Source organism: Pseudomonas sp. GW821-FHT05D12 (assembly GCF_059419825.1).
Map to the genome: position 1 here is coordinate 115,263 of NZ_JBWKSN010000008.1, position 12,215 is coordinate 127,477.

At 61.7% G+C, this 12,215-nt stretch carries 9 protein-coding genes and 2 riboswitches; of the genes, 3 read left to right on the forward strand and 6 right to left on the reverse strand.

Annotated features, from left to right (window positions below; all coding sequences use genetic code 11):
* Positions 1-305 precede the first annotated feature (305 nt).
* Both AC07SI_RS16765 and metH read right to left on the reverse strand, forming a co-directional pair.
* Positions 306-524: a DUF2970 domain-containing protein gene (locus tag AC07SI_RS16765; RefSeq protein WP_065906428.1), complete on the reverse strand. Its 219-nt coding sequence runs from the start codon at positions 522-524 to the stop codon at positions 306-308.
* A gap of 52 nt (positions 525-576) precedes the next feature.
* Positions 577-4,287, reverse strand: coding sequence for a methionine synthase (gene metH / locus AC07SI_RS16770; protein ID WP_495006117.1), 3,711 nt, complete (start codon positions 4,285-4,287; stop codon positions 577-579).
* A gap of 167 nt (positions 4,288-4,454) precedes the next feature.
* On the opposite strand from metH, the gene AC07SI_RS16775 reads away from it, so the two are divergent.
* The 3 genes from AC07SI_RS16775 to nfuA all read left to right on the forward strand — a co-directional run bounded on the left by AC07SI_RS16775 (position 4,455) and on the right by nfuA (position 8,477).
* Entirely contained in the window at positions 4,455-6,746 is a 2,292-nt protein-coding gene (locus AC07SI_RS16775) for a fatty acid cis/trans isomerase (protein ID WP_495006118.1), read from the forward strand.
* A 64-nt stretch (positions 6,747-6,810) separates the two neighbouring features.
* Positions 6,811-7,833 carry an acyltransferase family protein gene (locus tag AC07SI_RS16780; RefSeq protein ID WP_120448369.1) on the forward strand — a complete coding sequence of 341 codons (1,023 nt, stop codon included), beginning with the start codon at positions 6,811-6,813 and terminating at the stop codon, positions 7,831-7,833.
* Positions 7,834-7,892: 59 nt separating this feature from the next.
* Positions 7,893-8,477, forward strand: a complete 585-nt coding sequence (nfuA, locus tag AC07SI_RS16785; RefSeq protein WP_003173594.1) for a Fe-S biogenesis protein NfuA — start codon at positions 7,893-7,895, stop codon at positions 8,475-8,477.
* Between the two features lie 255 nt (positions 8,478-8,732).
* Here the strand turns inward: nfuA and cobM are convergent, their stop codons facing one another.
* The 4 genes from cobM to AC07SI_RS16805 all read right to left on the reverse strand — a co-directional run bounded on the left by cobM (position 8,733) and on the right by AC07SI_RS16805 (position 10,842).
* On the reverse strand, positions 8,733-9,479 hold the full coding sequence (gene cobM / locus AC07SI_RS16790; protein WP_495006119.1) for a precorrin-4 C(11)-methyltransferase: 747 nt from the start codon (positions 9,477-9,479) through the stop codon (positions 8,733-8,735).
* A 69-nt stretch (positions 9,480-9,548) separates the two neighbouring features.
* Positions 9,549-9,941, reverse strand: a complete 393-nt coding sequence (locus tag AC07SI_RS16795) for a cobalamin biosynthesis protein (RefSeq protein WP_106804176.1) — start codon at positions 9,939-9,941, stop codon at positions 9,549-9,551.
* A complete protein-coding gene (locus AC07SI_RS16800) occupies positions 9,938-10,642 on the reverse strand; it encodes a CbtA family protein (RefSeq protein WP_495006120.1) in 705 nt (234 codons plus the stop codon). The genes AC07SI_RS16795 and AC07SI_RS16800 overlap by 4 nt, the downstream gene beginning before the upstream one ends.
* Positions 10,643-10,653: 11 nt before the next feature.
* On the reverse strand, positions 10,654-10,842 hold the full coding sequence (locus AC07SI_RS16805; protein ID WP_027606475.1) for a CbtB domain-containing protein: 189 nt from the start codon (positions 10,840-10,842) through the stop codon (positions 10,654-10,656).
* A 97-nt stretch (positions 10,843-10,939) separates the two neighbouring features.
* Positions 10,940-11,145: riboswitch (cobalamin riboswitch) on the reverse strand.
* Between the two features lie 847 nt (positions 11,146-11,992).
* A riboswitch (cobalamin riboswitch) is annotated at positions 11,993-12,191 on the forward strand.
* Positions 12,192-12,215 lie beyond the last annotated feature (24 nt).

Below are 12,215 nucleotides of genomic sequence, written 5' to 3' on the forward strand. Positions count from 1 at the left end.
AGTATATGCAAATAACCAAAATGACTAATGAGAACGGTTATCGCGATACCCACATTTGTCATGCGGGCAATCGTCGACTTTACTGTGATCGTGTCTGAACGTGATCACCTATAAAACCGACAAGAGGCGATGCGATGAGCAATTCGACAAAAGCCCGTAAACCCGACAGTACCGTGGACGCCTGGGCCATTCTGTTCTTGATAATCCTGGTGGTTGGAACTGCCGTGTTCTGGGTCAGCCACCAGTAGTTATAGATACGGACCCCTGTAAGAGCTGGCTTGCCAGCTCTGACAGACAGGTTGGGTTTATACGCCAGCCACGTGCAGCACCAGTTGCACGATGCCAAACAGCGTCAGCGCAAACACCGCCGTGAACAGAATGCCCAGGATCACAAAGTGGCTGGGCTTGCCGTGGGTGAAGTCGCGGGCGCGGTTCTTGCCGCTCTGCACGCCAAAGGCGGCCGCCATCACGCTGTGGAGCATCTGCCAGAAGGTTGGCGGCTTGTTGTTGGCTGGATCGTCCATACATCCCTCGACACAAGGTGTGTGAGGGACAGCATAGACAATCCCCCAGGCGTCAGTTGTCGTAGCCCAGGTTGGGGGCCAACCAGCGCTCGGTCACGGCCAGGTCCTGGCCTTTGCGCGCGGTGTAGCTGCTGACCTGGTCCTTGTCGATCTTGCCCACGGCAAAATACTGCGCCTGCGGGTGGGCGAAGTACCAACCGCTGACCGCCGCCGCCGGGAACATCGCGTAGTGCTCGGTGAGGAACACACCGCTGCGCCCGGCGTGCATTTCGCGGGCCTCGGGGTCGAGCAGTTGGAACAGCTGGGCTTTCTCGGTGTGATCCGGGCAGGCCGGGTAGCCGGGGGCAGGGCGGATGCCGCTGTACTGCTCCTTGATCAGCGCCTCGTTATCCAGTTGCTCGTCCTTGGCATACCCCCAGTGCTCTTTACGCACCTGCTGGTGCAGCCACTCGGCGCAGGCTTCGGCGAGGCGGTCGGCGAGGGCCTTGACCATGATCGAGTTGTAGTCGTCCCCCGCGTCCTGGTAGGCCTTGGCCACTTCTTCGGCGCCGATGCCAGCGGTGGTGATAAAGCCACCGATGTAGTCGGTCACGCCGCTGTCCTTGGGTGCGACGAAGTCGGCCAGGGAGAAGTTCGGCTTGCCGTCGGTCTTGATGATCTGCTGGCGCAGGTGGTGCAGCCGGGCGATCGGCTGGCCGTCATCACCGTAGACTTCCAGGTCATCGTCCTGCACCTGGTTGGTCGGCCAGAAGCCGAACACCGCACGTGCGCTGATGAGCTTTTCGTTGATCAGTTTCTTGAGCATTTCCTGGGCATCGGCATACAGCGCGGTGGCGGCTTCGCCGACCACTTCATCGTCGAGGATGCGCGGGAACTTGCCAGCCAGGTCCCAGGAGATAAAGAAAGGGGTCCAGTCGATGTACTCGGCCAGCACCTTGAGGTCGATATTGTCCAGCACCCTGGAGCCGGTAAAGGTCGGCTTCACCGGCGTGTAGGTTGCCCAGTCGAACTGCGGCTTCTTGGCGATGGCCGCCGGGTAGCTCAGGCGTTCGGTGCGCGCGCTGCGGTTGGAGGTGCGCTCACGCACGTCGATGTATTCCAGGCGGGTCTTCTCGACGAAGCCGGCCTTCAGCTCCTTGGACAGCAGCTGCGTGGCCACGCCCACCGCGCGCGAGGCGTCGGTCACGTAGATCACTGCGTCGTTGCTGTACTTGGGTTCGATCTTCACCGCCGTGTGCGCCTTGGAAGTGGTCGCGCCGCCGATCATCAGCGGCAGGTAGAAGTCCTGGCGCTGCATCTCGCGGGCTACGTGGACCATCTCGTCCAGGGACGGGGTGATCAGGCCAGAGAGCCCGATGATGTCGCACTTCTGCTCCTTGGCCACCTGCAGGATCTTCTCCGCCGGCACCATCACGCCCAGGTCGACAATGTCATAGCCGTTGCAACCGAGCACCACGCCGACGATGTTCTTGCCGATGTCGTGCACGTCGCCCTTCACCGTCGCCATCAGGATCTTGCCCTTGGCTTCCGGCTTGTCGCCTTTTTCCAGCTCGATGAACGGGATCAGGTGGGCCACGGCCTGCTTCATCACGCGTGCGGACTTGACCACCTGGGGCAGGAACATTTTGCCGGCACCGAACAGGTCGCCGACGATGTTCATGCCGGACATCAACGGGCCTTCGATCACCTCGATGGGGCGCGCGAACGACTGGCGGGATTCCTCGGTGTCTTCGACGATGTGGGTGGTGATGCCCTTGACCAGTGCGTGTTCCAGGCGCTTGTTGACGTCCCAGCCACGCCATTCCTCGGTCTCGGCTTCCTTGACGCTGCCGTCACCCTTGTACTTGTCGGCAATGGCGAGGAGGGCATCGGTGCCTTCCGGGGTGCGATTGAGCACCACGTCTTCCACGGCGTCGCGCAGCTCGGTCGGGATCTGGTCGTAGATCTCCAGCTGGCCGGCGTTGACGATCCCCATGGTCAGGCCGTTGCGGATCGCATACAGCAGGAACACCGAGTGGATCGCCTCGCGCACCGGGTTGTTGCCGCGGAACGAGAACGACACGTTGGACACGCCGCCGGAGGTCAGCGCGTACGGCAGCTCGTCACGGATATAGGCACAGGCGTTGATGAAGTCGACGGCGTAGTTGTTGTGCTCCTCGATACCGGTGGCGACCGCGAAGATGTTCGGGTCGAAGATGATGTCTTCCGGCGGGAAGCCAACTTCATTCACCAGGATGTCGTAGGAGCGTTTGCAGATTTCTTTCTTGCGCGCCTCGGTGTCGGCCTGGCCGGCTTCGTCGAACGCCATCACCACCACTGCCGCGCCGTAGCGCTTGCACAGCTTGGCATGGTGAATGAACTGCTCGACGCCTTCCTTCATGCTGATCGAGTTGACGATGCCCTTGCCCTGGATGCACTTGAGGCCAGCCTCGATGACTTCCCACTTCGAGGAGTCGATCATGATCGGTACGCGGGAAATGTCCGGTTCGCCGGCAATCAGATTGAGGAAGGTCACCATGGCCTTCTTCGAATCCAGCATGCCTTCGTCCATGTTGATGTCGATCACCTGGGCGCCGGCTTCGACCTGCTGCAGGGCGACTTCCAGGGCCTCGGTGTAGTTGTCTTCACGGATCAGGCGGGCAAAGCGCGCGGAACCGGTGATGTTGGTCCGCTCGCCGACGTTGACGAACAGCGAGCTGCGATCAATCGTGAACGGCTCCAGGCCCGACAGGCGGCAGGCCTTGGGAATGTCCGGGATCACGCGCGGCGCATACCCGGCCACGGCCTTGGCGATGGCTTCGATATGGCCCGGCGTGGTGCCGCAGCAGCCGCCGACGATATTCAGGAAGCCGCTCTGGGCGAATTCCTCGATGACTTTGGCGGTTTGCGACGGCAGTTCGTCGTACTCGCCGAATTCGTTGGGCAGGCCGGCGTTGGGGTGCGCGGACACATGGGTGTTGGCCTTGTTCGACAGCTCCTCCAGGTACGGGCGCAGCTCGCTGGCACCCAGGGCGCAGTTGAGGCCGACGGACAGCGGCTTGGCATGGGCCACGGAGTTCCAGAACGCTTCGGTGGTCTGGCCCGACAGGGTACGGCCGGAGGCGTCGGTGATGGTGCCGGAGATCATGATCGGCAGCTCGACATTCAACTCCTCGAACACGCCTTGCACGGCGAAGATCGCGGCCTTGGCGTTGAGGGTGTCGAAGATGGTCTCGATCAGGATCAGGTCGGCGCCGCCTTCGATCAGGCCCTTGGTGGCCTCGGTGTAGTTCTCCACCAGTTCATCGAAGGTCACGTTGCGGTAGCCGGGGTTGTTCACGTCCGGCGACAGCGAGCAGGTGCGGCTGGTAGGGCCGAGCACGCCGGCGACGAAACGCGGCTTGGCCGGGTTTTCCAGGGTCTTGGCGTCGGCAATCTTGCGCGCCAGGCGTGCGCCTTCCACATTCAATTCGTAGGCCAGTTCTTCCATGCCGTAGTCGGCCATGGAAATGCGCGTGGCGTTGAAGGTGTTGGTTTCGAGGATGTCGGCACCCGCATCCAGGTAGGCTTTTTCGATGCCGCCGATCACGTCCGGACGGGTGATCACCAGCAGGTCGTTGTTGCCCTTGACGTCGCTTGGCCAATCGGCGAAGCGCTTGCCACGGTAGTCCTGCTCTTCGAGCTTATAGCTCTGGATCATCGTGCCCATGCCGCCGTCGAGGATCAGGATGCGTTCCTTGAGGGCTTGGTGAAGGGCGTGCAGGCGAGCGCTACGATCGGGCATGGGACTACTCTAGTTCAGGCATTACGGAGGGCGTGGATCATAGCAAACCTGTGCGCTTTTAGAGCATGCAAGGTTTTTGCATGAATATCGCTCACGTTGATGGCGCGTCGACATCGGTAGACTTGTCGGCAATTTTTCAGCGCACGCATTGAATCGGGACCGGATACATGTCACTTCGTCTTATCGTCAGCGCCGTCCTGGCCTTGATAGCCAGTACTGCCACGGCAGAAGGTCCCGCTCCGGCGATCTCTTATACCCGCGACATCCAACCGATCTTCACCGAGAAATGCGTGGCCTGCCATGCCTGCTACGACTCCGCCTGCCAGTTGAACCTGGGCAGCGCCGAGGGCGCGGCGCGCGGGGCTACCAAAGTGCCGGTGTATGACGGCGAACGCAGCCGGGCCACGCCGACGACCCGATTGTTCTACGACGCCTTCGGCAAGCAGGCCTGGCAGCAGAAGGGCTTCTATTCGGTACTCGATGCCCAGGGCAGCCAGGCCGCGCTGATGGCGCGCATGCTGGAGCTGGGGCATAACGCGCCGCTGCAGCCGAATGCCAAGTTGCCCGAAGAGATCGTGCTGGGCCTCAGCCGCGAGAACATGTGCGCAATGCCCGGCGAATTCAACGCCTATGCCGGCGCCCATCCCAAGGAAGGCATGCCGCTGGCCGTCACCGGCCTGACCGACCAGCAATACCAGACCCTGCAACGCTGGCTGGCCTCCGGCGCGCCGATTGACGAGCAGGGCCTGGCGCCCAGCGCCAGGGAAGCGCTGCAGGTGCAGCAGTGGGAAAACCTCTTCAACCAACCGGGCGCCCGCGAAAGCCTGGTGGCGCGCTGGTTGTTCGAACATCTGTTCCTCGCGCACATCTATTTCGAGAACGGCGAGCCGGGGCATTTCTTCCAATGGGTGCGTTCACGCACGCCAAGCGGCCAGCCCATCGACCTGATCGCCACGCGCCGCCCGAATGACGACCCCGGCACCCAGGTGTACTACCGGTTGTGGCCAGTGCAGGGCGTGATCGTGCATAAAACCCACATCACGTACCCGTTCAGCGCGGCGAAGATGGCGCACATCAAGGAGTTGTTCTACGCCGGCAACTGGCAGGTCGACGCCTTGCCGGGTTACGGGCCGGGCCGTCGTGCCAACCCGTTCGAAACCTTCGAGGCGATCCCGGCCAAGGCGCGCTACCAGTTCATGCTCGATAACGCCGAGTATTTCGTGCGCACCTTCATTCGCGGGCCGGTGTGCCGTGGGCAGATCGCCACGGACGTGATCCGCGACAACTTCTGGGCCCTGTTCCAGGACCCCGAGCACGACCTGTACATCACCGATGCGCGTTATCGCGGCCAGGCCACGCCGCTGCTGGCGATGCCGGGGCAGAACGATGACGTCGGCAGCGTGCTGAGCCTGTGGCTGGCCTACCGCGACAAACGCAATGAATACGAGGCCTTGCGCCGCGACAGTTACGCCGATCTGCCGCCGCCGAGTTGGTCGAGCCTGTGGGCCGGCAATGACAATGCCTTGCTGAGTATTTTCCGCCACTTCGACAGCGCCTCGGTGACCAAGGGCCTGATCGGTGAGGTGCCACAGACGATGTGGCTGTTTGACTACCCGCTGCTGGAACGCACCTATTACCAATTGGCGGTGAACTTCGATGTGTTCGGCAATGTGTCGCACCAGGCCCAGACCCGCCTGTATTTCGACTTGATCCGCAACGGTGCCGAGCAGAACTTCCTGCGCCTGATGCCGGCCGACAGTCGCGAGGATTTCCTCGACGACTGGTACCAGAACAGCGGCAAGCTCAAGTTGTGGCTGGACTACGAGGCGATCGACGACGACACGCCCACCGGCCTGCACCTGGATGCCAAGGACCCCAAGCGTGACTTTGCCAACCAGTTGCTCGCGCGATATGGCGACCTGAATGCCAGTCCGGACCCGATCAACCGTTGTGACGGCGCCTTTTGCTCGCGTGACGGGATCGACCCGGCATTGCAGGATGCCGAGCAGGCCCTGAGTCGCCTGACGGCGCGCCCGGCAGCCGGGCTCAAGGTCATCGACCAGTTGCCTGAGGCGACGATGCTGCGGATCGAGACCACCCGCGGCAAGCGCGTGGTCTACAGCATGTTGCGCAATCGCGCGCACAGTAACGTGGCGTTCCTGCTGGGTGAGGCCTACCGCTATCAGCCGGGCCTGGACACCGTGACCATCTACCCCGGCGTGCTCATCAGCTACCCGAACTTCATGTTTAACATTCCTGCGCAGGAAGTCCCCGAGTTCGTCGCCGAAATGGAGCGGGCCAAGGACGCCAACCGCTTTGAGAAGATTGTCGACCGCTGGGGCGTGCGCCGCAGCCATCCGTTGTTCTGGCAGTACTTCCATGACCTGTCGCGCTACATCCACGAAACCACGCCGATGGAAGAGGGTGTGCTGGATATGAATCGCTACGAGAATCTTTGATCGACCTTTGTCCGCCCGCCATGGTCCCAACTTCAGGCATCGGTGTTGGGAAGGGTGGCGGACAATGTTGATCTCGGTACAGGCGCTGCGCGCTCTGGCGGCCTGGACAGTGGTGGGGCACCACTTCATGCAGATTTTCTTCGGCTTCAAGGCGGACACCGCCCTGGGCCGGCTGTTTGTGGAAAAGGGCGCGGCGGGCGTGGACGTGTTTTTCGTGATCAGCGGCCTGGTGATCTTCCTGTCCACCCAGGACAAGGACCTGCCGCCCTGGCGATTCCTGCTCTACCGCCTGTTGCGCATCGTGCCGGCCTATTGGTTCTACACCTTGCTGATGGCCTTGCTGGTGGTGGTTGCCCGGCCAATGCTGCCGGATCAGAGCGTCGATGCGGCCCATGTGCTGATGTCGTTGTTCTTTATCCCTTCCGAGAACCCCGGCGGCTATGGGGTGTACCCGACGCTCAATGTGGGCTGGACGCTGAACTACGAAATGCTCTTCTACCTGCTGTTCGCCTGGGCGCTGCTGTTCCGTCGGCAGTGGCGATTGCTGGTGGTCGCGGCGCTGTTGTTCGCGGTGTGCGAGGCCTGGACGTCATTCGGCTGGATCAGCGAGTTCTACCGCTCGGATATCGTGGTCGAGTTCCTGATGGGCATCGGCATTGGCATGCTCTACCGCAAGGGCTGGATTCGTCCCGGCGTGTGGCTGCCGTTGCTGGGCGTCGCCGCCGCGCTGCTGGCGATCTACCATTGGCCGGCTTCGCCACGGGCGCTGACCTGGGGCCTGCCCAGCGCGGTGCTGGTGGTGGCGTGCATGGCGCTGGAGCGCTTCTTCGCGGACAATCGATTGCTTAAAGTGCTGGGGGACTGTTCCTATTCGGTGTATCTGCTGCACGTGCTGGTGTTGTCCGCCGGTGGTTACGCCGCCCAGCGCTACGGCCTGAACCCGTATGCCGTGCTGGCGGTGTGCGTGGTGATCATCGGCCTGGGTGCCCTGGGCAGCTACCGCTGGCTGGAAAAGGGCAGTTATCGCCTGCTCAAGGGCTGGTTCGATGGCGACCAACGGTCAAATTTATCCCGACAAAAATACTAGGACTTTGTACCTCTGTAATGATTTGGCGTAAACTGCCCGCAAGCCTGTGAGGAGTTTCCATGACTGCCATAACCATTACCGACGCCGCCCACGATTACCTGGCCGACCTGCTGTCCAAGCAGAACACCCCGGGTATCGGTATCCGCGTCTTTATTACCCAGCCCGGCACCCAATACGCCGAGACTTGCATTGCCTACTGCAAGCCTGGGGAAGAGAAACCTGAAGACACCGCGCTGGGGCTGAAAAGCTTCACCGCGTACATCGACGCCTTCAGCGAAGCCTTCCTCGACGACGCCGTGGTCGACTACGCCACCGACCGTATGGGCGGCCAGTTGACCATCAAGGCGCCGAACGCCAAGGTGCCGAACGTGAATGCTGACAGCCCGGTCAACGAGCGCATCAACTACTACCTGCAAACCGAGATCAACCCGGGGCTGGCCAGCCACGGCGGTCAGGTCAGCTTGATCGATGTAGTGGAAGACGGTATCGCCGTATTGAAATTCGGCGGCGGCTGCCAGGGCTGCGGCCAGGCGGACGTGACCCTGCGCGAAGGCATCGAGCGCACCCTGCTGGAACGTATTCCAGAGCTCAAGGGTGTACGCGACGTGACTGACCACACGCAGAAAGAAAACGCCTACTACTGAGTAAGGCGTTCACTGCGAACAAAAAAACGGCGCCCCGTGAGCGCCGTTTTTTTATGCTTTAAATTCAATGGTTTAAGCTATCTATCTGACAGATAAGATTAAGTGTGGGAGCGGGCTTGCTCGCGAATGCGGTGCCCCGGTCACTCAATCAGTTGACTGACACAGCGCATTCGCGAGCAAGCCCGCTCCCACATTTTTGATTTATATTTTATTCATTTAAATCAGTGTCTTATATTTGATTAATGAGGTTGAGCATTAAGGCCGATAAAGGTGTGCATGCCCAGCCCGATACAGCGACGACTCGCTGAAACTGTCACTCGCCAGCACTCGACCCACCACAATCAACGCGGTACGCCTGAAGCCCTTGGCGGCGACCTTTTCGGCAATGTCACTCAACGTTCCCAGCGCCCAATCCTGATCCGGCCAGGTCGCCCGGTGCACCACGGCAATCGGGCAATCGGCGCCATAGTGCGGCAGCAGTTGCGCGACGATCTTCTCCAGGTGATTGACCCCCAGGTGAATCGCCATGGTCGTGCCGTGTTGCGCCAAGCTTTCAAACGCTTCGCCGGCGGGCATGCTGGTTTTGTCGGCGTAGCGGGTCAGGATGACGCTCTGCGCAATGTCCGGCAGGGTCAATTCGGTCTCCAGCAGCGCTGCACACGCCGCCACCGCGGTCACGCCGGGGATGATCTGAAATGGAATGCCCAGCTCGTGCAAATAGCGGATCTGCTCGCCGATCGCGCCATACAGGCTTGGGTCACCGGAGTGCACCCGCGCCACATCCAGGCCATTGGCGTGGGCGGCCTTGATCAGGTCGATGATCTGTTCCAGGTGCAGTTCGGCGCTGTTGACCACCTGCTGCGCCTGATGGCCTTCCAATACCGCCGCCGGCACCAGCGAGCCGGCATAGATAATCACCGGGCAGCTGCGGATCAGCCGCTGGCCTTTGACGGTGATCAATTCCGGATCGCCAGGGCCTGCGCCGATAAAGTAGACGGTCATGGTATTTCCTGTTTAAAAGCGGGCGTGTATGAACATTGTTCATGTTCAGGGCAGGCAATTATCGGGGTTTTAGCCTGCGCAGGCCAATGCAAAAGTCGCCTGGGCGTTTTTTCGGCGGGTGATCAGCAGGCGGGCAGGGCCGCTGGCGAGATGTTCGGCGAGGGCCAGGGCGGCGCTTTCGGCGACGCCATGACAGCCTGTGTGGGCGAACGCGACGGCTGATTTGTGGCTCAGCCGGTTTTCATACACCGCCAGTTGGTCGGCGCTGAAGCACTGCAGCGGCAGCTCAAGCAGGCGGGACAGGGCGATCAGGCCCGGTTCATCCTGCCTGCGGTCGATGCTTGCCAGCGCAGTGATGCGCTGGCGCTCGATCCCCCCTTCGGCGAGGGCGCTGTCCAGCAGGTCCAGCAGGGTGTGAACATCACAGCCGCGCTGGCAGCCCAGGCCGACCACCAGGGTCATGCCGAGTATTGATTGTCGCGGTTGCGGCGGAACAGCCAGGCGCTGATCAGGCCCAGGGCCAGCCAGAACGCCACGTTGGTCAGCTGCGAAGCGATCTTGAACTGCGCTTCCAGGGCTTCCGGGGCCAGCATCGAATGCACTTCCGGCTGCGGTGCGCCGATCACGTGTGGCACCGCCAGGATCGCCACGCCGAGGATTTTCAGCAGCCAGTTGCGACCGAACACGATCAGCGCAATGCCGGCCGCCGTCGAGGCCGCGGTGCCGATCCACCAGATCTGCCGTTGTGCGAGATCGGCAGCGGCGGTGCCTGGCAGCTCAGGCGGCAGGCCCAGGGTCGGTGCCAGTACGAAGGTCGCATAACCGGCCAGGCCCCACAGCAGGCCTTGGGCGGTGCGAGTAGGCGCGCGCAAGGTGTAGAGGCCGGCGAGCATCAGGGCAAAACCCACGGCAACAACCAGGTTGCCGCCGGTGGTGGAGAGCACGCGTTGCCAGCCGTCTTCCGGCTCCCAGGCCTCGGCGTCGTGGCTGTGGGCGGCGGCGCCGTCGGCATGTTGATGTGCCACTTCAGTAGTGGCCGGGGCGTTTTCGAACGTTTCCGCCTGCAAAATCAACGGAGCTACCCAGAAACTTTGCAGCAGGGTCAGCAGCAGGGCGGCCAGGAGGCCGGTGAAACCTGCGGTTTGCGCAATACGCTTGATCATGTCGGCAGGTCTCAGTGGCACGGGAACGCGGCGCTGTGGCGGGTATCGTGGGCAGCGTTGTGCACTGCTTCGATGTGCGAGAAACCGGCGAAATACACCAGGCACGCACCGAGAATCGACGCGCCGATGGCGGCGGTCAGGCGTTGGCTCAGGGTGGCGGAGCTGCTGGCGGTGTGCGAGGTGCTGCTGATGATCGACATGGCGCGTCCCTTCTGGGTGTCAGGGTGAAACGAGCGCATGAAAACCCCGCGAGCCAGGCACGCAGGGTTCTGAACAGCGCCCGCCCACCGCGGGTTTGTTATCTGATTTTTTCGGGCCGGTCTCCGGGCTTGCGAGGGGGCTCCTGGGGGAGTCCTGAAAGCGTCGCCTTCCCATGCCCTTGGCACAGTGGATCTGACGCTTCGCTCGCTTACCGTTGCGGGGGCAGCACCGGACTCGTCATGTGATGACTCACCGGTTTCCCGTTTCACCCTGTGAAGGGCACCCGAAACAAGGTGTGTAGGAGAGCATGGGGGTGGGAGGGGAGTCAAATCGGTTGTGGGGGGTATATCCGATATTGGGGTGATGGCTGGAATTGGTTCCGCCCTTACGGCGGGTCACTTTTGGAAAAGAGCCCCAAAAGTAACCAAAAGGGCTCTTGCCCCAACACTCGGCACCTCGCCTAGGCTCGGTGTGCCCTCACTCCGGCTTGAATCCGTGGGCCGCCGCAATGGGCCATCCTTGGCCCAGTGCGGCTAACCCGGCGTCCTGCCGGGTTACCCACGGATTCAAGCCTGCGTTCGGCCAGCGTGTTTAATGGGGCGCCTAGATCAAGATCAAGGTCAAAAGCGGCTCGCTTCGCATCGTTGGTACGCTTTTTGATCTCTTTAGGAGCCGGCTGCCGGCGAAAAAAACGTGAGGACGCCGCGTTGGTTCTGGTGCTTCGCATCATCGTTAACGACCATCGCAGGCAAGCCAGCTCCCACAGGTTGACCGAGTTCGAGATAAGAATCCGGTCGGCTTTAAGGCCGCCGCGCTTTTGCTTTTGATCTTGATCTTGATCTAGGCGCCCCATCAAACACGCTGGCCGGAATTCGATATTGATTTGGGGGGTAAACCGGCAGGGATGCCGGTTTAGCCGCCCCGCGCCATGGATGGCGCGTGGCGGCGGCCCCCCAAATCAATGTCGGATTACGGGCACACCGAGCGTGAGCGAGGTGCCGAGTGTTGGGGCAAGAGCCCTTTTGGTTACTTTTGGGGCTCTTTTCCAAAAGTGACCCGCTGTAAGAGCGGAACCATAGGCCGCCATTACCGCAGAAACGGATATGTACACCAACCCAACCCCATCATTGACCATCCCCCCACCACTGCGTAGCCTTGCACCCTCGAGGTTCTTCAGCCCAGGCCGAAGCTAAGAAGGGAACGCGGTCCAATCCGCGGCTGCCCCCGCAACTGTAAAGGGTTTATCCGACTGCCACGCCACTGCCACCAGGCGGGAAGGCGCAGCCGGCGCCGGTCGCACGACCCGCAAGCCCCAAGCCAGGAGACCTGCCTCGCAACCGATTTTCCACTTCAACCGGGCGGGGTGATCCGG